Source organism: Filomicrobium insigne, from assembly GCF_900104305.1.
GTDB lineage: Bacteria > Pseudomonadota > Alphaproteobacteria > Rhizobiales > Hyphomicrobiaceae > Filomicrobium > Filomicrobium insigne.
Map to the genome: position 1 here is coordinate 440784 of NZ_FNJC01000002.1, position 24688 is coordinate 465471.

The following is a 24688-nucleotide window of genomic DNA, read 5'->3' on the forward strand; positions in this document are numbered from 1 at the left end:
CTGCGCGCTTTTGGCCTGCCCCTCATTTCACAGAAACGACACTTTGAGGGTGGAACGCAGCGAATTATGGCACCTAGGGTTAGCATCAATGACCGGTTTAATACGTCCCATAACGGCTCTTCTCTGCGCGGCGGCAATCGCCATCATGGGTTCAGGCCTCATGGGCGTGCTCGTGCCCATGCGCGCCACCTTGGCGAACTTTTCCAATATTGAGATTGGTATCCTCGGCTCGTTCTATTGGATCGGCCTGACTCTGGGATGCTTCATTTCTCCTTTCGCCATCTTCCGCGTCGGCCATATTCGCGCATTTGTCGCTTTCACCGCGACCGTCACGATCACACCCTTAGTCATGTCATTGATCTCTGATCCGATGGTCTGGTCGGGACTACGCCTCGTCAACGGCATCTGCTTTGCCGGCATTCAGATGGTGATTGAAAGCTGGCTCGCAGCCGCTTCGACCGATACGACGCGGGGCCGCATTTTCGGGATCTATACGTTTTTAAACCTGACCGTCACCACGATCGGGATGCAATTGATCATCCTGGCGCCCCCCTTGGATTTTCAGCTGCTCATTCTCGTCGCAATCCTGTTCTCTCTCGCCGCCGTCCCCATCGCACTGTCATCGTCGATGGCGCCGTCAACGCCCAAGAGCGTAAAGCTTCATCTGCGGTGGTTGATGCAGATTTCCCCGGCATCTGTCGTGGGCTGTTTTTGCACGGGCGTCACCGGAGGCGCTTTTTGGGCCATGACCCCGCTCTATGCGCTTGAAACGGGCTTCACCCCCGTGGAAGGCGGTGCGCTCATGACCCTAGTCGTGCTCGCGGGCGCCATTGGACAGTTACCGATCGGTTGGCTGTCGGATCGCGTGGGGCGACGGCAGACGCTCGTCGCCGTCTCGTTTGCCGCAGCTCTCACTTGCTTTGCTGTTTTTTCTCTATCGACCAACGGCCGGGACTTGGTGTGGCCAGCTGCGGCCATCTTCGGCATGTTCGCCTTCGCCAGCTATCCGCTTGGCGTCGCCCACGCCAACGATCTGGTGGATAAGAGCGATGCCGTTGCCGTATCCGGCGGGCTTCTTCTGATCTATTCGATCGCGGCCATCAGCGGGCCCCTGTTCGCCTCCGCCGCTATGTACGTGTTTGGCCCACACGCACTCTTTCCATTTATGGCCGCTGTTTACGCACTAACTGCTGTTGTCATTCTGCTGCGGGTTCAAGTTCGCCCGGAATTGCCGGAAGAACATCAGGAAGTGTTCGTTCCCATTGCCCGGACGACACCCGCCGCCTTTGCCCTCGATCCACGCGTCGAGCCCGAAGAGGCCCTCGATGTCAGCGGGCCTGAACCCCCGACTCCGGCAGATTCTCTAGAGCTAGATTCCGCACCGCAGCATTGAGCACCTGATTGATTTTTCAGCACACGACGTGCTGATTTTTCATGTGGTATACCACATCCTCACTTGCGTTCGAGCCGTGGTATACCATAGACTGACCCTCGCGCTCTCCCGAAGAAGAGAGCCGCTCAATATACCCTAGTCGGCTATTTTATTCAGGCCCCACGGGAGGAAACTAAAGTGAAACCAAGTCTATCTGTAACTCTCGGTTACAGTGCCGCCATGGCCGGTGCTGTACTCATTGGAACTTCCGCGATGAGCCCCGCTCAGGCGTGGGAACCCAAGCGCCCAATCGAATTTGTCATCCAAACATCTCCGGGTGGTGGATCCGACGTATATGCGCGTCTGTGGATTGGCATCATCCAGAAATACAACCTCTCACCAGTGCCCATTACGCCGGTCAACATGCCCGGTGGCGGTGGTGCCGTAGCGCTCACCCATTTGAAGAGCAAGGCAGGCGATCCACACTACATGACACCAACCCTGAACAGCGTCGTGACCACGCCGCTGCAGCAGGAAATCCCGGTCATGTATCCCTCCGAGGATCTAACGCCGATCGCTCTGATGTCGATCGATCCTTTCTATCTCTGGACAAATCCCAGCAAGATCAAAACCTGGGCAGAGTTCCAAGAAAAATGTAAGGCTGATCGTCTCTCCTCAACGGGAACCGGTGCCCGCGCTGAAGATCAGGTTCACATCAGCCTCCTGCAGCACGCAGCCGGTTGTAAGGATTTCCGCTACATTCCGGCCAAAGGCGGTGGTGAGGTGGCATCCAACGTCGCCGGTGGCCACCAGGACTTCAACGTCAACCAGCCGGCTGAGGCTATGCCTCACTACCCCGATCGCCTCATCCCGATCTTGGGCTTCAGCAAAGAACGCTCAACGGCCTTCCCCGACACCCCGACGCACTGGGAACTCAAAGTCGGAACCGACGGTGAGTATGCCGAGCTGATGGATCTGGAAAACGGCCTCCACCAGATGCGCGGTATCATCGGCCCGCCCGATATGCCGAAGGAAGCTGTCGAATGGTACGAGAACCTTTGGAAAAAGGTCTTCGAGACCGCTGAGTGGCAAGAGTTCATGAAGAACAATGCCCAGCAGCCGATCTTCAAAGGTGCTGACGAATATAAGAAGTGGCTTACGACGTTCGAAAACAATCACGTGAAGATGATGCGTGACGTTTTCAAATGGCCGCTGCGCTCGGATCTGCGTGACCGCAACGGTAAGTAACTGACACACACACGTCGTACAAACCACGAGCTAGAATAAGTCGAAAGAGGCCTCAACATGATGCCCAGCCTTCTAAAGATTAGTCACAGATCATTCGAGATCGGCGTTGCAATTATCTTGGTTGCCTTGGGTATCTTGGTCTTTTTCGAGTCACTTCGACTGAACCCGGGCCTAGGGGATATCGGCCCTGAGCCCGGGTTCTTTCCCTTCGTCTTGACCATAGCAATGTTATTCGGCGTTTTCGTCGTGTTGATTGGTGTGGTGAGACAGCCGGACTTACGCCCATTCTTTGAAGCACGCGAAGAGGTAGTAGACCTCCTCAAAGTCGGGTTACCCATCTTCTTCGCAGTACTCGCGCTGAAATGGCTCGGTCTTTACATCACGGCTGGTCTCTACATGGCTTTCTTCATGGCTTGGTATGGCCGCTTCAAGAGCTATTGGGCACTTGCGGGCGGGGTAATCTTTCCGGTTGCTCTTTGGCTGACCCTTGCCAAGGGTTTCAACATCCCCATGCCTCACAGCATCTTCTACGAAACCGGACTCCTACCCTTCTGACAGACAAAACCTGATCCGCAGCTCAAAAGCTAAGAACACCCTGCGTTCAAGCAACAAGAACGGATTTATAGGGACGATACGTCATGGAAGCCTTCGAACTACTCGCCGTAGGATTCGGCGCACTGGCTGATCCCGCACGCCTTGGGTTCATGATGCTGGGCGTTATCCTGGGCCTTCTCGTGGGCGTACTGCCCGGAGTCGGTGGCACGACCGGTGTCGCGATCCTTCTACCTGTCACCGTGTTCCTGGAGCCAATTTCAGCCCTTGTTATGCTGGCAGGCATCTATTGGGGCTCGATGTATGGCGGTCTGATCACCTCGATCCTCTTTGCCGTGCCAGGGAACCCTTGGTCTGTTGCAGTGATGTTCGACGGAAGACCCATGGCAAAACAAGGCAAAGCACAGCTTGCCATGTCCATCGGGTTCACCGTGTCATTCGTCGGTGCAATGATCGCATCGATCTTGTTCACGTTCTTCGCGGTCCCCTTCGCCGAAATGGCGCTGAAGTTCGGCCCGCCAGAAATGTTCGCCGTTTTGATGATCGCTTTCGGCACCTTCATCGGTATGGGAGGAGCACCAGCCAAGGCACTCATCATGATCGCAGCCGGCTTCCTCCTGTCGACTGTCGGCCTTGACGTCGTCACCGGCCAGCCACGGATGACCTTTGGTAGCATTGATATGCTGCAAGGCTTCCACTTCGTACCGATAACGATTGGTCTGTTTGGCCTTGGCGAAGTATTGAACAACGCTGCTGAGCGCTACAAAGTACAGATTGAGGACTTGACCAAAGCGGCCAAGCTTGGGCTCCACGATATCACCGAGTCCATCCGTCTGATTATGAAGCACTGGGTGCTTGCCCTCTCGTCAGCCCTCCTTGGCTTTATCACAGGGATCCTACCCGGTGCCGGTGCCACCCCAGCCTCGTTCATGGCCTATGGCATCGCACAGAAGACTTCGAAGCATCCCGAGAAGTTCGGCCACGGCGCTCCTGAAGGTGTGCTCGCGCCAGAAGCCGCCAACAATGCTGCCGGTACGGGCTCGATCCTGCCGATGCTTGTCCTCGGTATCCCAGGTTCACCTACGGCCGCCATCCTCATGGCCGGCGTCTTCATGTGGGGCTTCGTGCCGGGACCACGGCTGTTCACTGATCAGCCAGAGTTCGTCTGGTCCTTTATCGCAAGCCTCTATCTGGCAAACGTAGCTGCGGTCGTGATCTGCCTCGTCGCTACGCCACTCCTGGCAATGATGCTGCGCACCCCTTACGCCATCATGACGCCGATCATTGTCGTGCTTTGCCTGGTTGGCGCTTATGCGATCCAAAACTCAATGCTCGACGTTTGGCTCGTCGTTATCTTCGGCATCCTCGGCTTCATCCTGCGGCGGCTTGAATACCCACTGGCCCCGCTTGTCGTCGCCTTGGTTCTCGGTGCGCCAACCGAAGATGCTTTGCGCCAGAGCCTGATCATGAGCGACGGGTCTCCGTGGATCTTCCTGGAGCGTCCGGTGTCAACGCCAATCGCAATCGTTGCGATCCTGCTATTCCTGTTGCCTCTGTTCCAGATGTTGCTGCGTCGGTTCCGCCGCGGCTCTCCTGAGCAGGCACCCGGAGAATAGTCCCCTTTAGACTACGGATCAGATCAGGGCGGCCTATAGGCCGCCCTTTTTTGTTATCATTTGCGTTAGCCAAATCTCGGTGGCATCCAGATTTCCGCCTATTGCGACACCGTGGTAGAGAAAGAAATGAATGTTTTCTCCCACCTGTCCAAGCTCCACCAAGCCCATAAAACTACAGGCGTTTATCATGACCCGTGAACTCAGCCACTTCATCGGCGGCAACCATGTGCCCGGAACTTCAGGCCGCTTCGGCGATGTCTATTGGCCAATGACCGGCGAAATCGCAGCACGGGTGCCACTGGCAACCACCAAAGAAGTTCGCCAAGCCGTTGAGAATGCAAAAGAAGCCCAAGAGGGTTGGGCCGCAACTAATCCCCAGAGGCGCGCACGCGTCATGATGCGTTTCGTTGATCTCCTCAACCGGGATATGGACAAGCTCGCTGACGTCCTCGCGCGTGAGCACGGCAAGACAATTCCCGACGCTAAGGGCGACATTCAACGCGGCCTCGAAGTCGCTGAATTCGCTATCGGCATCCCACATCTCTTGAAGGGTGAGTATACCGATGGCGCCGGACCTGCCATCGACATGTATTCCATGCGCCAACCGCTCGGCGTCGTCGCTGGCATCACACCATTCAATTTTCCCGCAATGATCCCGCTCTGGAAGGCCGCCCCAGCTATCGCTTGCGGCAATGCCTTTATCCTCAAGCCGTCAGAACGCGATCCAAGCGTACCGATGATGCTAGCGGAACTGTTCATCGAAGCCGGCCTTCCGCCAGGTATTCTCAATGTCATCAACGGCGACAAAGAAGCCGTCGACGCCATCCTTGATGATCCCGACATCTCTGCAGTCGGTTTCGTCGGCTCCTCTGACATTGCCCAATATGTCTATGCGCGCGCGGCCGGCACCGGAAAACGCGTACAAGCATTCGGCGGCGCGAAGAACCACATGATCATCATGCCTGACGCCGACATGGATCAGGCCGCTGATGCACTGATCGGCGCCGGTTATGGTTCGGCCGGGGAACGCTGCATGGCCGTTTCTGTCGCCGTACCCGTAGGCGAACAAGCCGCATCCGCTCTGCTCGAACGCCTCGTTCCAAAAGTCGAAACACTTAAAGTCGGCCCATCAACAAGTGCCGACGCAGACTTCGGTCCGCTTATCTCCAGTGCTCACCTGACAAAGGTCAGAGCCTATGTAGACCTCGGTATCAAAGAAGGCGCCGACCTCCTCGTCGATGGCCGCGATTTCAAAATGCAGGGTTACGAGAACGGCTTCTATATGGGCGGTTGTCTGTTCGACCGAGTCACGCCGGAGATGCGTATCTATCGCGAAGAAATCTTCGGCCCCGTCCTCTCAATCGTCCGTGCAGGAACCTATGACGAAGCCCTGCGTTTGCCATCAGAACATGAGTACGGAAACGGGGTAGCTATATTCACGCGCGATGGTGATACGGCGAGGGATTTTGTCTCCAAGGTCAACATAGGCATGGTCGGCGTCAATGTTCCGATCCCTGTCCCGCTGGCCTACCACACCTTCGGCGGCTGGAAGCGGTCTGGATTTGGCGATCTCAATCAGCACGGTCCCGATTCAATCCGCTTTTACACAAAGACCAAAACGGTCACATCGCGCTGGCCTTCCGGTATCCGCAGCGGTTCGGAGTTCTCCATTCCGACCATGAAATAATCCGTTCGAGAAGTTGCATGGCCGTGTCAATGACACGGCCCCACACGGTCGAGGTGGGTAGATAAACCTAGAAAAACGCGGGGGGCTAGCATGCAGTTCACACCGGATCAGATCACTATCCTGGTCCTGCTTGCCGGCGTATTCGTCCTTTTGGTATGGGGTCGCTGGCGCTACGATATCGTCGCGTTCGGCGCTTTGATCGTCGCCGTACTTCTCAACGTCGTCCCGGCCGGAAAAGCATTCGAAGGCTTCGGCCATCCGGCCACCGTCATCATCGCGCTTGTCCTCGTCGTTAGCCATGGCTTGGCGGCGTCCGGCGCTGTCGAGCTGCTAGCACGCCACATTACGAACGCCGGACGCTCGATCTCCACTCACATAGCTGTCATGGCCAGTGTGGGGGGCCTTCTCTCGAGCATTATGAACAACGTCGGCGCATTGGCCTTGCTGATGCCCGTCGATATCGAAGCTGCTCGTAAGGCGAAGCGGTCACCGGGACTGACGCTGATGCCGCTCTCGTTCGCAACATTGCTCGGTGGGTTGGTTACACTTATCGGAACACCACCCAACATCATCATTTCGACATTCCGCGAACGCACCGTCGATGCACCGTTTCAGATGTTCGACTTCGCACCGGTCGGCATCGTCCTTGCCGTGGTCGGCATTGCCTTCATCGCGCTGGTTGGCTGGCGTCTCATCCCCACGCCGTCCGACGATAGCAGCGCGTCGTTGAGCACCTTTAAGCTCGATGACTACATTGCTGAACTCACCGTCAATCAGGATTCAAGCATCGTAGGAATGCCACTCCTCGATCTTGAGAAGGCCTGTCAGGACGGAGACTTGACATTGCTCAACGTGATCCGTGGCAAAAATCGCTTACCGAGCGCATCCGGCTGGATACAGATTCAGGATGGCGATGTCCTGCTGGTCGAAACGGCTGCTGAAGCGCTCGATAAGTTCGTGTCCGAACACAAGCTCTCATACGTCGAAGCCGACCACCAACGCGAAAAAATCGAAGGCACCGGACTGGAACTCGTGGAAGCCGTTGTCCGCCCCGGCGCACGCATCGAAGGACGCACCAGCGCCAACCTCAGTCTCGTTGACAATTACGGCATCTGGCTCATCGGCATTCAACGAAACGGCCGCAGGATTGCCTCGCGCGTGCGCCGGACGCCGCTGTCCGCTGGCGATGTCCTGCTATTGCTCGGCCCTCAGCAACGCATCCATGCCTTTCTGGATGCGATGGGCCTTCTGCCCCTCGCTGAACGCGGCCTTGAGGTAAACGCATCCGGCAAAGCCGCCCTAGCGACGGGAATATTTGCAACGGCCATCGCAGCATCGAGCGTTGGCTGGGTCGACTTGTCTGTCGCACTCGCTCTGGTAAGCACGCTCTACGTACTTACAAGCATAGTCCCGATCAAGCAGCTCTATGACACGATTGAATGGCCTGTCGTCATCCTGATCGGCTCGCTCATACCCATCGGATTGGCGCTCGAAACTTCAGGCGCGACGAACGTCCTCGCAAGTGGCCTCGTCAACGCCGCAAGAGATCTTCCACCGTGGGCGATCCTCACAATCATCATGGCCCTGACGATGGCGTTGTCCGACGTCTTGAACAATACGGCTACTGCCCTCGTCGCGGCTCCCATCGCTGTCGATGTTGCCAGATCATTGGAAGTGAACCCAGATCCGTTCTTGATGGCGGTCGCGGTTTCCGCGAGTTGCGCATTCCTGACCCCCATAGGCCACAAGAACAATACGCTGATCATGGGACCGGGCGGCTATCGCTTCGGTGACTACTGGCGCCTGGGACTACCTCTGGAAATCATAATCCTGGCCGTCGGCGTACCGATGATATTGCTCGTCTGGCCACTCTGAGCATCCTCGACGCACGAGGTATCCTGAAAACAAAAAGACCGCCGACTGTTGTGAACCGGCGGTCCTTTTTTAGTTCGTTTTCCCGCACTCGTTACGCCGCGGCGCGCACCTGGTTGGTCGCGCGCGTGATCTCCGCCATAGCAGCCGTCACACCGCCCTTGGCGTGAGGAACGCCGGCGAGTTCAAGACCCATCTCAACGCCCGACAGAGCACCCATAATCGTCAGATCGTTAGTGTCGCCGAGATGACCAATGCGGAAGACCTTCCCGGAAAGACGGTTCAATCCCGTGCCCAAGGACATATTGAAATTCTCCAGGACCAAGGCCCGGAACGTATCGGCGTTATGACCTTCAGGCATGAGCACACTCGTCACAGCTGGCGAGTAATATTTCGGATCGCGACAAAGGACTTCCAGCCCCCAAGTCTCAACCGCAGCCCGGGTCGCCCGGCCATGCCGTTCATGACGCGCGAACACATTGTCGAGCCCTTCCTCGTGCAGCATCGTGATCGCTGTTTCGAGGCCATAAAGCAGACCGGTAGCGGGCGTGAACGGGAAGAAGCCACTGGCGTTAGAAACAATCATGTCCTGCCAGGACCAGTAGGACCGCTGCAGCGACGCAGACTTTGCCGCTTCCAATGCCTTCTCGCTCACAGCCGTGAACGAAAGACCCGGCGGCAACATCAAGCCCTTCTGCGACCCGGAGATGGAGACGTCGACGCCCCATTCGTCATGGCGATAGTCCAAGCAGCCGAGCGAAGAAATCGTATCGACCATGAGGAGCGCAGGATGGCCGGCGGCATCCAACGCCTTACGGATATCCTGAATCCACGAACGGCAGCCCGTTGCCGTCTCGTTGTGCACGACGCAAACGGCTTTAATTTCATGCGCGGTATCACGCTTCAGGGCGCTCTCAATCGCATCGGCTTCAGCGCCGGTACGCCAATCGGTCGGCAGGAATTCGGGCACCAGACCGATCTTCGCCGCCATGTCCTTCCACAGCGTTGCGAACTGGCCCGTCTCGACCATCAGCACCTTATCGCCGGGCGACAATGTGTTAACGAGCGCCGCTTCCCACGCGCCGGTCCCGGATGAGGGATAAAGAATCACGGGCTGCTTCGTCTTGAAGATCGTCTTTATGCCATTGATGACGCGCAGCGATAGATCGGCAAAAGCTTGGCTGCGATGATCGATGATCGTACGCGCCATCGCTTGAATAATACGCTCAGGCACGGGGGTAGGACCTGGAATCTGAAGGAAGTGACGTCCCGGCTGGCGCGTCGTATTCGACATGATATCATCCTAAAGTTTAATAGTGCGGCGCCCATGACAAGCCGCAACGGCAGCGCAGGTCCCTCCTAGGCACAGCGCAAGCCGCAAAATCCGATGCGGCAAAATGCATGCTAAGGCCCAGAGCTATAGGATTTCCGGCAACTGCCAGTCAAGTTGGCGCCATGCGGCACAAAAACCAGGCACACGTAAGATACCCACCAAGCTCCCCGCACCCGCAGTGAAAAAGCCGTTTACGGGTTTGGCGACGAAGGCTAGGCTGCGAAAGGCTCCATGCCTGCCAAATAGCTACTCTACGAATTGTCACATGTGCGCAATTGACTCATACAAAGCGCGCGGCAGGTTAGCTGAGCCGCAACCAGAGCCGAAAACGGCCGGTCGCATAACACCCCACCTTTGGCGTGGGCACTGTTGTCACTTTTTCCTTATGGGAGGAAAAAAATCCTATGACGTCCAAGACCGATACAAAGTCCGTCTCCCGTCGTCGCTTTCTGAAAGGCAGCGCCATTGCTGCTGGTACGGCCGCGGTTGGCACAGTAGCAATGCCCAACGTTTCCCGGGCAGAAACCATCACGCTGAAGATGCAATCCTCTTGGGGTGCATCCGACATCTTCCAGGAGATGGCAAAACAGTACACGGATCGCTGCGAAGCGATGTCCGGCAACCGTCTCAAATTTGACCTTCTGCCCGCCGGCGCCGTTGTTAAAGCGTTCCAGGTTCAGGATGCCTGCTCTGATGGCGTCATCGACGCGGCTCACACGGTTTCCGCATACTGGTACGGTAAAAACAAAGCTGCTTCGCTCTTCGGGACCGGCCCGGTCCTCGGTTGCGACGCGACACAGATGCTGGCCTGGATCCAGTCCAAGGATGGCCGCGAACTGTATCGAGAGCTGACCCAAGATATCCTAGGCCTCGACGTTGTCGGCTTCTTCGCTATGCCGATGCCCACACAGCCACTTGGCTGGTTCAAGAAGGAAATCAAAACCGCCGAAGACATGAACGGTGTGAAATACCGTACCGTCGGCTTGGCAACCGACATTATGCAAGGCATGGGCCTAGCTGTAACGCAGCTTCCCGGCGGCGAAATTGTTCCAGCTCTTGAACGCGGCGTTATCGACGCGTTCGAGTTCAACAATCCGACGTCCGACCGCCAGTTTGGTGCCCAGAACGTTTCCAAGCACTACATGCTGGGCTCCTATCACCAGGCCGCTGAATTCTTTGAGATCATTTTCTCGAAGAAGAAGTTCGACGGCTTGCCGCAGGAAATCAAAGCGATCCTCGAATACGGCGCCGAAGCTGCCAACACGGCAAACTACGCGCTCGCACTCGATCGCTATTCTGCCGACCTGCAGGGCCTGATGAACGAAGACGGAGTTACCGTCGCGCGTACGCCAAAGGCGGTGATGGAAGCACAGCTTAAGAGCTGGGACAAAGTGCTCGAAAAGCTGGAACAGGATGCCTTCTTCAAGAAAGTTGTCGACAGCCAGCGCAAGTGGTCGGAACGTGTGGCGTTCTACTACCTGATGAATGCCGCTGACTATCGTTTGGCCTACGAGCACTATTTCCCAAACAAATTGAAGATGGGCTGACCCGTCTCGGACTGACTTAAACCGGAAGTCGGAAGCTACAGATGTGGCTTCCGACCTATACGTATCGGTCCAATTTTTTGGGGACGCTAAACGGTGCTTTCGTTTATCCGAGCCGTTGACAAATTGTCGACTTGGGTGGGCCACGCGTTTGCGTGGTGCATCATCGCAATGACCTTCGGGGTCAGCTACGAAGTCTTTGTTCGCTACATACTAAGAGCCCCGACCACATGGGCCTTCGACCTCAGCTACATGATGTATGGCGCCCTGTTCATGATGGGCGGCGCTTATACGCTCGCCCGTGACGCCCACGTACGAGGTGATGTCTTCTATCGCCTCTGGCCGAATAGGGTCCAGGCCACCATCGAGTTGGTGCTGTATGTGATCTTCTTCTTTCCAGGCGTTTTGGCATTGATCATCGCCGGTTGGAAATATGCCAGCAAATCCTTCCGTTGGCTCGAAGTCAGCTCCATGAGCCCAGCCAACATCCCCATCTGGCAATTCAAGTTCATCATACCTGCTGCAGGGATACTGCTTCTCATTCAAGGTTTCGCACAAGTCTGTCGCTGCATCATATGCCTGCAGACAGGCTCCTGGCCGGACAAACTGGCAGACGTGGAAGAAACAGAAACGGCCTTGCTCCATCAGGCCGAAGACCACGCAAAATTATCTCAGCAGCTCTCCGGCAACAAGGACGCGCCTAAATGACCGACCCGCAAGTTGCCATCATGATGCTGGCACTCTTCATCTTCGTTGTCATGCTCGGCTTTCCCATCGCCTTTACGTTGATGGCGATGGGCGTGATCTTTGGCTACTACGCCTACTATGATCCTGAACGGATGACGTCGATATTCGACAACCGAATATTCGATTTGTTCGTCAACCAGACGTACTCGGTGATGTCCAGCGACGTGCTGACCGCCGTCCCCCTCTTCCTGTTCATGGGTTACATCGTCGAACGCGCGAACATCGTCGACCGATTGTTCACAAGCTTGCGGATCGCCGCCAAAAACGTTCCGGGGTCGATGGCACTCGCATCTCTTCTAACATGCGCACTATTTGCGACCGCGACGGGCATCGTCGGTGCCGTGGTCACGCTCATGGGGCTTCTCGCCTATCCGCAGATGCTGAAAGCCAAATACGAGCCCAGCTACGCATCAGGTGTGATCTGCGCCGGCGGGTGCCTTGGCATCCTGATCCCGCCGTCGATCATGTTGATCGTTTATTCTGCAACCACCAACGTCTCAGTCGTAAAGCTATATGCCGGAGCGTTCCTACCCGGTTTCATGCTGGCGGGACTCTACATGATCTATGTTGTCACCCGCGCCGTACTGAACCCCAAAATTGCGCCGCCACCTTCCGAAGATGATACAGCCGATATCTCGGGCTGGGCCCTCTACTGGCTGATGCTGACGTCGTTCGTCCCTCTTGCGTTACTAATCCTATCCGTGCTTGGCGCAATTCTCTTCGGTCTCGCCACACCTTCCGAGGCCGCTGCCGTCGGATCGCTCGGAGGACTTGTTTTGGCCGCCGCCTACGGATCCTTGACGTGGGAACGGCTCAAAGAATCCGTTTATCTGACCGTCAGGACTTCAGCCATGGTGTGCTGGCTGTTCGTCGGTTCCTGGACCTTCGCGTCCGTCTTCTCCTACTTGGGTGGAGAAAACCTCGTCAAAGAGTTCGTGATCTCTCTCGACCTCTCGCCAATCATGTTCCTGATCCTGACGCAGATCATTATCTTCCTGCTCGGTTGGCCGCTCGAATGGTCGGAAATCATCATCATCTTCGTGCCGATCTTCCTACCACTGGTGACGCACTTCGGGATTGATCCGCTGTTCTTCGGCATTCTCATCGCCTTGAACTTGCAGACATCGTTCCTGACACCACCCATGGCCATGGCGGCCTACTATCTAAAGGGGATAGCGCCGCCGCACATACGTCTGACGCAGATCTTCGCGGGGTGTATGCCCTATCTGGGCATGGTTCTGTTGGCGATGGTGCTGTTGTATACGTTCCCAGGCATCGCCCTTTGGATGCCCGAATATTTCTACGGCCATTGATCGATGAGGTAACATGGCGGAAAACGCCGGTGGACTGAATGAGCTGACGGTGACCGAAGCGGCAAGAGCGATCCGCGACGGCACCGTCACGTCCGAAAAACTCACAGAAGCCTGCCTCGCACGGATCGACGAACGTGACGACGCCATTGGCGCCTTCGCGCACATCGATCACGAGTATGCGCTCAAACAAGCCACAGTTGCCGACCAAATCCGCGGCACCGGAAACGGCATAGGCCCCCTTCACGGTGTCCCAATTGCTGTGAAGGACATCATCGATGTCGCCGGTTATCCCAATGAGAACGGTTGCCCGATATTTTCGGGCAACCGACCCCAGCGCGATGCCACCTGCGTGGCCGCGTTACGCTCAGCAGGCGCCATAATTATCGGAAAAACGGTAACGACGGAACTTGCCCTGCTTACACCCTCGACAACAAAGAACCCACTCAACACATCCCATACACCGGGGGGATCATCCGCGGGATCGGCAGCCGCCGTTGCAGACCTAATGGTGCCCGGAGCAGTTGGCACGCAAACCGCCGGCTCGGTATTGCGGCCCGCATCCTACGTCGGCATCTACGGGTTCAAGCCCACATCCGGCCTCGTCTCGCGCACAGGCGTCCTGCAGCAGTCCCACACACTGGATACGGTCGGCTATTTTGGCCGTTCGATTGAAGACCTAGCGCTCTTAACCGATTGCATGGCCGGGTACGACGCTACCGATCCCGCAAGTTATTTTGCAAGTGGCCCAAACGTCGTTGAGCTAGCTGCCAGCAAGCCACCCCTCACGCCAAGCTTCGCGTTTGTGAAAACGCCAGCCTGGGATCAGGCAGATCCTGAAATGCGAGAGGCGTTCACCGAACTGGCCAGCGAACTCGGCGCTCAATGCGACGAGATCGAACTCAACGGCCTCGCTCGCGTCATCGAATGGCAGCGCTTGGTACAGCTCGCGGAGAACGCCTCGTATTACGGACCGCTGCAAGACCGAGCACGCAACCTGTTGTCCGACGAACTGAACGTTCGGCTTGATGAAGGTGTCAAAGTTCCCGTGCGCGCCTATATCGAAGCGATCGCGTCACGGGAAAGGGCGTACGAAGCCATTGCCGAAATCTTCGAGCACTACTCCGTTATTCTCACTCCTGCGGCGCCCGGCCCAGCACCGCATCTCGACGAAGGCATTACAGGCAGCCCGATTTTCAATGGCCTGTGGACCTATCTCGGCATGCCCGCCGTCTCAGTCCCGATTATGGAAGTCAACGGCCTCCCCGTCGGTGTCCAACTCGTAGGACCGCGTCGCGACGACGGCCGCCTTCTCCGCACCGCCAAATGGCTAGTCGAGCATCTGGCTCAACAACCCGCCACCGCGTGAGGCTCTTTCATGTATGACAAGCTGCTCGCAATATTCTCCCTCGCTCTCTACCTCGCATTCATTGCGATCCTCGGATACGCAGTCGAGGGCTGGGATATCAAAATCGTTCTGATTATCACCGGCCTGATGGTGACATACGATTTCTGGCGGGAGGCATTCAGTAAAATCAAGAATGGTAGCAAAGGCCACTAGCCAGCTACCCCACCAAACAGTCAAAAACAAATTGGCCCGGAGATGATCCGGGCCAATTGGATTCAAAACACCTAACGTCTGTCAGCTGCTTAAGTAAGCGCGAACGGCATTTCCTTACCGGCAAACGCGGCATCGATATTATCGAGAGCCTCGAAACCCATCTGATTTCTGGCTTCGATAGCAGCAGAGCCAAGGTGCGGAAGAAGGAACGTGTTCTCCAGTCCGTAGTAAGCCTCATTGATCTTCGGCTCACCCGCGAACACATCGAGACCAGCATAGCCGAGACGGCCCGATTTGAGCGCCGCGATCACATCTTCGTCCTTCACAAGATCGCCGCGCGCCGTATTCACAACGATCGCACCCTGCGGCATCTTTTCGATGGCATCTTTGTTGAAGAAATAGCGCGTCTCGGGCGTCGATGGCGCGTTGATCGAGAAGAACTCCGACACGGCCAACAGGCTGTCCAGAGTGTCATGATAGATCGCACCTTGCTCAAGCTCGGGGCTGACGCGAACGATATCGTGATAGTGGATTTCCATATCGAAACCACGAGCACGCTGCGCCAGTGCGCGACCGATCTTGCCGAAACCGAAAATGCCCAGTTTCTTGTTGTCGAGGCGGCGACCGACAAGTTGCAGCGGCGCCCAGCCCGGCCACGACTTCGTGCGGATCATATGCTCGCCTTCAGAAGCGCGGCGCGCGGAACCGAGCAACAGCAGCATCGCGATTTCAGCCGTCGCCACCGTTACACCATGCGGTGCGTTACCGATCTTAATGCCGCGTGCTTTGGCAGCGTTCAGATCGATATGGTCGAAACCGATCGAAAACGTCGACATGATCTTGATGTGCTCCGGCAGCGCCATAACCGCGGCCTCAGGCATCTTGTCCGTGATCGTGATCATCACAGCGTCGACGTCACGCGCCTTCTCGGCGATCTCCTCTGGAGTCATCTGATGATCGTCTTCATTGAGCACCACCTCATAGTCCCGGTGGGCCCGTTCTTCCACGGCGCTCGGCAGGCGGCGCGTAATTAGCAGGCGCTTCTTCATAGCCGTAACTCCTCCCTCAAATAAGGATTTTTAGTTCAACCAAGCAGCTTGTGCCGCATGCGGCAGGCCCTGACAAGTATTTCGGCTAACAGACGGCGGAAGGCCGCAGCTTGACGCTTTCTTTACCAAGAATTCGGAATCTTGCCTCTGAGCATTACGGAACACGCTCACCCGCTCTCGCAAGCCGGCGTCCGTCCCACCAAGACCCACGCCGGGCCAGCCAAGGGGATCAGACCGATGAAATATATTATCGCTGCCCTGGCGCTTCTGGCCGTTCTCAAGGTCTACGCCCAGGATCAGATTTATCGCTCTGCAACAGCCGATGCGCTGATCGCCGCTTACCGCAACAATGCCATCGCCGCGTGTCAACGCGACCGGCTCAACCAATCCGCCGAATTTGCCGGTCTCGCTTGGTCGAAACCATCATCAATTGCGTTGCAGATTGGTCGCGGCGATCTCGGGGTAAACCTTTGGGAGATCAGCGATACGCGTTGGGATGCGGCATACAAGCAGCCCTATCTGGTGCTCGCACCTGCGGACCCGCAAACCAATCTGAGATGTACCTATGACATCAATATCAACGTCGCGAGCGTGCGACGAAGCGGTGCTTGAAAACGTACACCTCAATAGAAGCGACCTTGGTTTCCCACCAGTTACCATGCATCTCGCGCACTTGCGCCGCTGGTTCACCTGTCAACCTGAATGACGAACTCATCTCGCCAGTGCCGAAACCCTAGGAACCTTCCGCGAAAAGGGTCAGGCCAACTGCTCCGCTGGCCCAACGCCAAATGGGGATCGCGCATCAAGTGGCGAAGACTTATTGTCATCGCGGCTCTCGCAACGGGCTTTTCGCTGACCCTTTTTTTGACAACGCCAACCCGTTACTCCGCAACAACGACGCTCCAGCTTGATCCAAAACACGGCACCCTTTCAAACGACGCCTCGTATGATGTCATCGAAGCCGACGATGCAGTTGCCGCAAAAGCTCTCTCTGACATCCGTTCTCACGAACTGGCCTTGGCCGTCGTCGTCCATCTCAAATTACAGGAGAGACCGGAGTTTCTTGATGAGGCTCCGCTGTGGCAACGCATACCCTCCACCCTCATGTCTCTCCGCGGGCAAGAGACATCACAACGCGATAGCTCTCAGATTCAGCAAAAGAATTCGCGCTTCGATTTTATGGACGAAGCCAGAGAAAACGACGACGGCAAAACCTTCGCTATTGATCCGAAACTGAGCCGTTCTGCGGCCACTGTAGCGGCGCTCATCAAAACGCGACGCTTGCGGAATACCCTTTTGATAACAATCACAGCAAAAGCGAGCGATCCCGAACTGGCCGCCCGGATCGCTGATACTGCAGCCGACGTCTACATTTCCCGGAAGCTAGCCCGCAAGAAACGCCTCGCTCAAGAGCGCATGCGCGCCGCGGAAGACCGCATCGCGGAATTGCGTGCACAGATTGGAGCGGCCAAGGCCTCCCCTCAGCCTCAAGCAACGGTACTCGCAAATCCAATCGATGCGCCAGATCCCACATTAAAGATCAATGCGCTCACCCAGCAACTCAACGAAGAAATGGAAACCGGGCGGCAAGCCGACACGAGCTTTGGGCTGCACTTGCCGGATGCACGCATTGTCGAGCAGGCGGCAGATCGACCGGTTTCACGCACCTCACAAATGCGCGCAGCAATCGGTTCCTTGGTCACCGGGCTACTGTGTGCAATCGTTTTCGCGCTAGTCATTGCATTACTCTCGCCTCGAAAACGAAAGAGTATCTGGCCACCGGCCTATATCGATTTGGCGCTTACCCAACCACGCAATCTACCAATGTCTCACCAGATGCCGCCCACTGCGCGAAAGGTTAGAACTCGACCTCAACGCTCCACTTGAGCGTGGCTTCTGGCGTGTTCTGATTGAGCCCGGCGAGTAATCCGACCCCGATCGTAACGGTCGTGCCCTCGTCCTTCTCTTCACCAAATTCTGCATCTGTATCGATGTCTATTGCGTTGTTTTCGGAACGGTAGGTGTAATAGATCAACGGCCCCATGCGGTGTTGATCGAAGTCGCCAAACAGTACCCGTGTCTCATCCGGCGTCCCACTATTCCCGAGCCGGTCTACCGTACCGTAGGCCTCCAGAGCGAATGCCCAGTTTTCCGTGGCATCGTATTTAATCTGCGTCGCATAGGCGAAATCCCATTTCGGATCGCGTTCGTCAGGATCTCCACCAAAGAAGTGCACGAGCGTCAGGTTGGCTACCGCCGACCACGGTCCATACTGCGCCTCAATGATTGGACCAAACACGACCGAATTAGCGCTACCCGTTTCGAGAGGGTGCTCGACTTCTGTCAGGGCTCCCAACCCAATCCCATGTTTGTTTTTGATCGGAATGAGTATCACCACGCCTTCGACAGCGATTTCGTCGAGCGTAAGCCCCCCAAAGTCATTAGCAAACACCGGCCCCTCAGGGTCGTCCAATCGCTCTTTTTCATATTCGATGCCGACACGCATCCGAAAGAAGTGGGTGAGCGTCATCTCAATTTCGAGCGCATGGCGCTGCTGCGCTACGCTATTGTCATCATACGCGAATTCACCAGGCGCCACTTCCTGATACTGGCGCTTTGGCAGCCCCCACGAATGAGCATTTTGACTTTGAAACTCGACGGTCCCCGGCTCAGCCTCAAGATCCTTGATCTCGAATTGCCCAATCGCCGGCCCGGCATGCACCCCGCCTGCACCCAAAAAGCATAGGCTGGCCATCAGGCCACCGACTAGCCAGCACGCTGACGCCTTCATCCCCCCCCCCGGTTCAGCGAAGACCGGAAGACACCCAAGTCTTCCCGAATTTTTCTTACAAAAGCTCCCGACGATCGGATCAAAGCGTATTTTGCACAACTCAGCCAGCGCAATAGTGCAACAAGTTCACAGAAAGCCAGCCATCTTGCACTTAATCTGAGCACAATATCTGGCATCCAAAGAAGATCTTGCCGCCGCGAAACTGTTAACCCGTAGTTATCGGTTAATACCTAGAGTTCATGACGGTTCATTCCGATCGAGACAAACCAGAACATGCTCAACGGCTCGTTTAACAATCAGAATACGAAGTCATTAATGTCTGAATACGCATCATTGCTTGGTGATGCGGTATTACGGCATAGAACGCGTGTGGCCGAACACTCGGCGCGTATCGAGACTGAGCTGGCGAATAAGGTCAAATCCGAGTTCATCTCGAATATGAGCCACGAGCTGCGCACGCCACTCAACACCGTAATCGGTTTCTCCAAAATCCTAGCTGAGAATAACCGAAGCAAACTGAGCGATGAGAATGTCGCCGAGTACGCGTCACTGATCCATGACGCCGCCGTGCATTTGCTATCTGTCATCAACGACATTCTCGACATTTCGAAAATGCAGAGTGGCAAGTACGCACTCAATGAGCACGAAATTGATCTCGCTGCTGTACTCGAGGAATGCGCAAAGTCGGCAAAACGGCTGGGCGATAGCAAGAACATCACGCTCGTGTTCCTGTCCCCCCCGAGCCTGACTACGATCCGCGGGGAAGAAAACAAGCTCGCGCAGATCTTTAACAACATCATCTCCAACGCCATCAAGTTCACGCCGCCCGGTGGCACGGTTGTTATTGAAGCACTGCGCAATCCTGACCAGAGCGTAACAGTCCTTGTCCGGGACACGGGCGTCGGCATGAGTGCAGAAGAACTTTCCGTAGCGCTGACCCCCTTTGGTCAGGTCGATGGATCACGAGCACGCTGGCAAGAAGGAACCGGCCTCGGCCTCACGATCGCCAAGGCGCTAACAGAACTCCACGGTGGCCAACTGCAAATTGAAAGCGAGAAGGAGCGCGGCACCCAGGTCTCGGTGCACCTCCCCTCACCTCATCACGTTTCCATAACTCAGGGACGCGGCGCCGCCCTCGGCACTTTTATGTCGGGCCCCGACCCTTCGAGCCGGTGACCGGAACAATGACGCCCGGTCTGAACAAAAACGCGGAGCATCTAAAATGCTGAACGGCGACAGCTCCATTGGACGCATCGTATCCGTTACCGGTGGCAAGGCGATCCTTATGCTCGATCCTCCGGCCGAAGGCAGCCCAGCTATGGCCGGCAATCGGCCCGAAATGGGCACATTGCTAGCTATCGACACCTCGAATACGATCGTGCTCGCCATCGTATCCGCATTAAGTGTGCCCGTCCCTGCACAACGGGACGGCGAAGGCGAGATTTGGATCGCTGAACTCAACCTCGTTGGAGAGCTCTCCAGAGATCGCCATAGCGAGACGAGGTTCAATCGTGGTGTTACGAGCTACCCTGCACTTGGTGATCGCGTTCGCGTTGCCGCAAAGAGTGAGTTGCAGCTCGCATTTTACGGCTTCGATTCAGACAGCGTTCGCGTCGGCACGCTCCGCCAGGACAGCACGATTCCGGCTATCATTAAGGTCGATGATTTGCTCGGAAAGCACTTTGCGATCCTCGGCACGACAGGTACCGGAAAATCTTGCGGCACAGCACTCATCCTGCGCGCAATTCTCGACAAACATCCCGCCGCCCATATTGTGCTGCTCGACCCACACAACGAATACGCGAGCGCGTTCCAGGGCCGGGCCGAGGTCATTTCTCCAAGAAATCTGCAACTTCCATTTTGGCTTCTGACATTCGAGGAAGCAGTCGAAGTTCTGATTGGTGACGTTACACGCAAAGCAGAAATCGAAATCCTTCAGGAACTGATCCCACTCGCGAAAGCACGTTACGGCATCGGCCGAAGCCCGGACGCGGTGAACCAACGGCTACGACGCCCATCGATTGATCCCAGCCGCTACACAATCGACTCACCCGTTCCTTATCGTATTTCGGACCTCGTAAGTCTGATCGACGAACGCATGGGTAAACTCGAGAACAAGCGGGATCTTGCGCCCTATCGTCAGCTCAGAGCACACATTGAGAGCATATCCTCCGATGTCCGCTATGCCTTCATGTTCGGATCAGTCACCGTCTATGACGGAATGGCGCAAATCCTTGGTCGTATTTTCCGTGTACCGGTAGACAACAAGCCGATTACAATTCTGGAACTCACGGGCCTTCCGACCGAAATCATAAACGTGGTCGTTTCCGTCATCTGCCGTATGACGTTCGACTTCGCACTCTGGGGTGAAGGCCAAGTCCCCGTGACACTCGTATGCGAAGAAGCACATCGATACATTCCCGCAAACACCGACCTCGGCTTCGAACCGTGCAAACGCGCCATCGCCCGCATTGCCAAGGAAGGACGCAAGTACGGAGCCTCTCTCTGCATCGTCACTCAGCGCCCCGCCGAGATCGATCCCACGATCCTCTCTCAGTGCAACACCGTGTTCGCGTTGCGCATGTCCAATGATAGAGACCAGAATATCGTGAAGGCCGCAGTTTCCGATCCCGGTTCAGGCCTTCTCGAATTTCTACCCGCGTTGGGGCAGCGCGAAGCAATCGCATTTGGCGATGGTGTGTCGCTCCCCGTACGTATCCATTTTGATGAGCTGCCAGAAGATTGTCTGCCACGCTCAGCCGCCGCGCGGTTTACCCACTGCTGGCAGCAATCTATCGGAGATCAGAAACTTCTAGAGCACATCGTAGAGCGCTGGCGCTCATTGGGCAGCGGCCAAGTAACCGCGACAACCCACGAATTGTTTGCTGAAAGTCTAGCTGTTTCCGACATGGATGACAGGTCGGCAACGTCCCCCTCATACGCATCGACCAGCACCGACAATCTCGACGAAGTCCTTCCAGCGCTCGAAAACATCCACGAACTGCCCGAGCACGCCCCTTACGCACCACGCTTCGCGCAACCGGCCCCGGCGAGCACCGCCAAGCCTCTGCGGCCGCCGGAGCAGACGTCACCCCCACAGCTCCGCGCAGTCCCCCAACCACAGCGCGCCAATGCCCCGCCCGCCACGAGCGCAGCCCTGAAGTCATTGCGTGAACGCCTTATGCAACGCCCACAGCGTTGAAGCTTGCGAGATCTAATTCAAAGCTACGATAAGCTTGGCGGTTTCAGCTCCGCCGAGCTTCCATGGCTGGCGCATCCGAGCTCAAATCGGCGAGCAGCGTTTCGCCTGCGATCGACCTCTGGCCAACCGCAACCATCGTAGATTTTCCCGGGGGCAGATAAACGTCGACGCGAGATCCGAAGCGGATCAGTCCAAATCGCTGCCCGACCCCGACACTGTCGCCCTCATGAGCAAACGTAATGATGCGCCGAGAAACCATCCCCGCGATTTGCACGACCGCGATTTCATCTCCGGTTGGCATCTCGATGACCAGAGCGCGGCGTTCGTTGTCCTCGCTTGCCTTATCGGAAGTGATGTTGACGAATGCACCGGGAATATAAACGGAACGCTTCACGCGTCCGGCCACGGGCACCCGGTTGATGTGCACGTCGAACGGCGAAAGGTGTGTCTCGATCCGCACACGCTCACGATCACCAAGCGCAAGCTCAGGTGGCGGGCGAACCTTTTCGATCGAAGCGATCATGCCGTCTGCAGCCGCAACGACAAAACCATCACGGAGCGGCGTCACGCGGTCAGGGTCTCGAAAAAAATAGGCGATGAAAATCGTGGCAAGCACCGCCAACCAGCCAAGCGGCGACCAAATGAAAAACAGGATCAGAGCCAGGATTGCCGCGACAGCGATAAACTTATGTCCGTCGCGATGAACCGGAACGAAATGACCTGCCAAACTTTCCAAAAAGCTCGATTGCTCGCGCACGTGGCAAACTCCTCTCAGGTAATCACAACCCGCATACCCGTTGGAAAGCTGAAACGCTATTCAATTCGAAAACCGACAATCCGTTTGCGGATCCGCCGGCTTTCAAACCTGAACCTTGTCACGTGAGTTCTCCCGCGCGCCACAGATAAAACGTTAGCGCGACTTGATCGGAAGGGCCTCGAACCGCACCTCACCACGTTTACCTTCGATACGTAGCAACAACGCCTGCCGGCCGCTCGCCTGAACACGCTCAACACTTTCGGCAACTTCCCGCGGCGTGCGCACTTGTTCTTGGCCGGCCTCAACGATGACATCACCAGGTTTGATGTTTTTGCCCGCCGCCACGCTTTCTGGCGCAACCTCCGTGACGATCACGCCATCGACATGGGCATCGACGCTATATTTGGAGCGAAGGTCGTCAGTAAGTTCGCTCAGCGTCATACCCAGAATCGGCCCGGTTTCCCCATCCTCGGCACTTGGCTCATCACCTGACGGAAGGATGCCTGCGTCTCCGGTTTCCTCCGCAAGCTGCCCCACCTTGACCGAAAGCGACATGGCCTTGCCTTGCCGCCATATCTCGACCGGAACAGTCTTCCCAATCCGCGTCTGCGCTACGATCCGTGGAAGCCCGCGCATCGTCGAAACGTCTTTGCCATCGAACGACACAATCACATCTCGCGCTTGGAGGCCCGCCACCGCAGCTGGGCTATCCGGCTCAACGGCTGCAATGAGCGCGCCTTTATTGGGCGGAACGCCCAGGTCCTCCGCAATTTCGTCAGCCACGGTTTGGATACGCACGCCGAGCCAACCTCGCCGTGTCACACCATACAGCTTGAGCTGCTCAATAACATTCAGAGCCGTATCTGAGGGTACGGCAAAGCCAATACCAATGGATCCGCCGGTCGGAGAGATAATAGCCGTGTTCACTCCGATGACTTCACCATCCATGTTGAACAGAGGGCCGCCCGAGTTTCCTTTATTTATGGCTGCGTCAGTCTGCAGGTAATCATCATATGGGCCGGAATTTATGTCCCGCTCCTTGGCTGAAATGATTCCCACGGTGACCGAACCGCCCAAACCAAAGGGGTTCCCGATCGCCATCACCCAATCACCGACCTGAAGCGTCTCAGATGACCCAAACTTCACATCTTTCAGTGGCGTTTTCGGATTGACTTTGAGCAACGCCAAATCCGTTTGGGTATCCTTGCCAACGATCTTCTCGACCTTCAACTTCGACCCATTGGCGAAGTTTACATAGATCTCGTCCGCATCCGCAATCACGTGATTGTTCGTGACGACAAGACCTTCCTTACCGTCCACGACGAATCCCGAACCAAGGGACGAAACGCGTCGTTCGATCCCTTCGTCAGCACCTGGCTGATTGAAAAAATCGTCAAAAAACTCTTCGAACGGCGAGCCCTTAGGTACCTTTGGCAGCGGCACGCCACGAGGTCCCTTTGCATGCTGGCTGGTGGAAATGTTTACGACTGCATCAATCAGGCGGCCCGCAATAGGCGCAACGCTCTTTGGACCATTCTGAGCTATCGCTCCTCGCCTTGCCCCATCAGCGGCAAGGACAGATAGGGCCGCGATAAAGACGGCAAGAACCATCAAACCACGCAAGGGCGAACAAAAACCAAAACCTCGCATACGGTTGACACTCCCAGGTTAGCGGCCCCAAGCGCAAGTGGCGGAGTACAGCTCTGCGGATATTGTTCACTCTGCCACTGGACCAAAAGAAGGTTTGGCTAACCTAGCGACCCTGTCAATCCGGAGAATTCACTCTTGGCCTGAAACGAGAAACGCCGCCACGAAACCTTCCGTGGCGGCGTCAAGATATGGTTAGAACGAACTCATCCCCGGATCAGCCAAACAATGGCAAAACCAATGGCAACCGCCACCCAGCCAGCCAGACGCAACGACTTCTCCGGCGTCTGGGCAGCCCGGCTGAGCATCGACAGTGCAACCCCAGGAGCGACTGCCCACAATAGCCCTTCGATGACGAGGACAAGGCCTATCGCGACAGCAAGGTCCGTCATATTTCAAA

The 24688-nt window shown here is 56.4% G+C and carries 21 protein-coding genes; 15 read left to right on the forward strand and 6 right to left on the reverse strand.

The features are described from left to right. Window positions 1-88: 88 nt before the first annotated feature. From BLS30_RS08060 to BLS30_RS08085, 6 genes are all read left to right on the forward strand, one after another. A complete protein-coding gene (locus tag BLS30_RS08060; protein ID WP_090227952.1) occupies window positions 89-1393 on the forward strand; it encodes an MFS transporter in 1305 nt (434 codons plus the stop codon). Window positions 1394-1570: 177 nt separating this feature from the next. Then, entirely contained in the window at window positions 1571-2620 is a 1050-nt protein-coding gene (locus BLS30_RS08065) for a Bug family tripartite tricarboxylate transporter substrate binding protein (RefSeq protein ID WP_139165307.1), read from the forward strand. Window positions 2621-2677: 57 nt separating this feature from the next. After that, a complete protein-coding gene (locus tag BLS30_RS08070) occupies window positions 2678-3175 on the forward strand; it encodes a tripartite tricarboxylate transporter TctB family protein (RefSeq protein ID WP_046479666.1) in 498 nt (165 codons plus the stop codon). 83 nt (window positions 3176-3258) lie between these two features. Then, on the forward strand, window positions 3259-4788 hold the full coding sequence (locus BLS30_RS08075; RefSeq protein ID WP_046479663.1) for a tripartite tricarboxylate transporter permease: 1530 nt from the start codon (window positions 3259-3261) through the stop codon (window positions 4786-4788). Window positions 4789-4975: 187 nt separating this feature from the next. Continuing rightward, the gene (locus BLS30_RS08080; protein ID WP_046479660.1) at window positions 4976-6475 is read left to right on the forward strand and encodes a CoA-acylating methylmalonate-semialdehyde dehydrogenase; all 1500 of its coding nucleotides are present in this window, start codon (window positions 4976-4978) and stop codon (window positions 6473-6475) included. Window positions 6476-6565: 90 nt separating this feature from the next. Further along, a complete protein-coding gene (locus BLS30_RS08085; RefSeq protein ID WP_090227957.1) occupies window positions 6566-8350 on the forward strand; it encodes an SLC13 family permease in 1785 nt (594 codons plus the stop codon). A 91-nt stretch (window positions 8351-8441) separates the two neighbouring features. On the opposite strand, the gene BLS30_RS08090 is transcribed toward BLS30_RS08085, so the two are convergent. Beyond that, a complete protein-coding gene (locus BLS30_RS08090; protein WP_090227959.1) occupies window positions 8442-9641 on the reverse strand; it encodes a pyridoxal-phosphate-dependent aminotransferase family protein in 1200 nt (399 codons plus the stop codon). Window positions 9642-10084: 443 nt separating this feature from the next. Between BLS30_RS08090 and BLS30_RS08095 the strand changes: the two genes are divergently transcribed. The 5 genes from BLS30_RS08095 (at window position 10085) to BLS30_RS08115 (ending at window position 14842) form a co-directional block, all read left to right on the forward strand. Beyond that, entirely contained in the window at window positions 10085-11227 is a 1143-nt protein-coding gene (locus tag BLS30_RS08095; protein ID WP_046479651.1) for a TRAP transporter substrate-binding protein, read from the forward strand. A gap of 168 nt (window positions 11228-11395) precedes the next feature. Further along, entirely contained in the window at window positions 11396-11932 is a 537-nt protein-coding gene (locus BLS30_RS08100; protein WP_425284155.1) for a TRAP transporter small permease subunit, read from the forward strand. Continuing rightward, window positions 11929-13284, forward strand: a complete 1356-nt coding sequence (locus tag BLS30_RS08105) for a TRAP transporter large permease (protein WP_046479645.1) — start codon at window positions 11929-11931, stop codon at window positions 13282-13284. The genes BLS30_RS08100 and BLS30_RS08105 overlap by 4 nt, the downstream gene beginning before the upstream one ends. 13 nt (window positions 13285-13297) lie before the next feature. Continuing rightward, entirely contained in the window at window positions 13298-14650 is a 1353-nt protein-coding gene (locus BLS30_RS08110) for an amidase (RefSeq protein ID WP_090227962.1), read from the forward strand. A gap of 9 nt (window positions 14651-14659) precedes the next feature. Next, entirely contained in the window at window positions 14660-14842 is a 183-nt protein-coding gene (locus tag BLS30_RS08115) for a hypothetical protein (protein WP_046479640.1), read from the forward strand. 89 nt (window positions 14843-14931) lie between these two features. Here BLS30_RS08115 and BLS30_RS08120 read toward each other — a convergent pair whose 3' ends face one another. Beyond that, window positions 14932-15891 (reverse strand): 2-hydroxyacid dehydrogenase, encoded by a 960-nt coding sequence (locus BLS30_RS08120; protein WP_046479637.1) that lies wholly within the window; start codon window positions 15889-15891, stop codon window positions 14932-14934. Between the two features lie 237 nt (window positions 15892-16128). Here BLS30_RS08120 and BLS30_RS08125 point away from each other — a divergent pair, with 237 nt between their 5' ends. Together BLS30_RS08125 and BLS30_RS08130 are read left to right on the forward strand one after the other, a co-directional pair. Beyond that, window positions 16129-16503 (forward strand): hypothetical protein, encoded by a 375-nt coding sequence (locus BLS30_RS08125; RefSeq protein ID WP_046479634.1) that lies wholly within the window; start codon window positions 16129-16131, stop codon window positions 16501-16503. A gap of 252 nt (window positions 16504-16755) precedes the next feature. Next, the gene (locus BLS30_RS08130; protein ID WP_170832437.1) at window positions 16756-17778 is read left to right on the forward strand and encodes a GumC domain-containing protein; all 1023 of its coding nucleotides are present in this window, start codon (window positions 16756-16758) and stop codon (window positions 17776-17778) included. Here the strand turns inward: BLS30_RS08130 and BLS30_RS08135 are convergent. Next, complete coding sequence (locus BLS30_RS08135) at window positions 17750-18682, reverse strand: hypothetical protein (protein WP_052744077.1); 933 nt, start codon at window positions 18680-18682, stop codon at window positions 17750-17752. The two genes, BLS30_RS08130 and BLS30_RS08135, sit on opposite strands and share 29 nt — an antisense overlap. Before the next feature lie 315 nt (window positions 18683-18997). On the opposite strand from BLS30_RS08135, the gene BLS30_RS08140 reads away from it, so the two are divergent. Further along, entirely contained in the window at window positions 18998-19858 is an 861-nt protein-coding gene (locus BLS30_RS08140; RefSeq protein ID WP_244512393.1) for a sensor histidine kinase, read from the forward strand. A gap of 46 nt (window positions 19859-19904) precedes the next feature. After that, a complete protein-coding gene (locus BLS30_RS08145) occupies window positions 19905-21884 on the forward strand; it encodes an ATP-binding protein (protein ID WP_046479622.1) in 1980 nt (659 codons plus the stop codon). A 43-nt stretch (window positions 21885-21927) separates the two neighbouring features. Here BLS30_RS08145 and BLS30_RS08150 read toward each other — a convergent pair whose 3' ends face one another. The 3 genes from BLS30_RS08150 to BLS30_RS08160 form a co-directional block, all read right to left on the reverse strand. Next, window positions 21928-22641, reverse strand: a complete 714-nt coding sequence (locus BLS30_RS08150) for a phosphatidylserine decarboxylase (RefSeq protein ID WP_046479618.1) — start codon at window positions 22639-22641, stop codon at window positions 21928-21930. 153 nt (window positions 22642-22794) lie between these two features. After that, the gene (locus tag BLS30_RS08155) at window positions 22795-24291 is read right to left on the reverse strand and encodes a Do family serine endopeptidase (protein WP_090227969.1); all 1497 of its coding nucleotides are present in this window, start codon (window positions 24289-24291) and stop codon (window positions 22795-22797) included. Between the two features lie 203 nt (window positions 24292-24494). Beyond that, window positions 24495-24680 carry a DUF2065 domain-containing protein gene (locus BLS30_RS08160; protein WP_090227972.1) on the reverse strand — a complete coding sequence of 62 codons (186 nt, stop codon included), beginning with the start codon at window positions 24678-24680 and terminating at the stop codon, window positions 24495-24497. Window positions 24681-24688 lie beyond the last annotated feature (8 nt).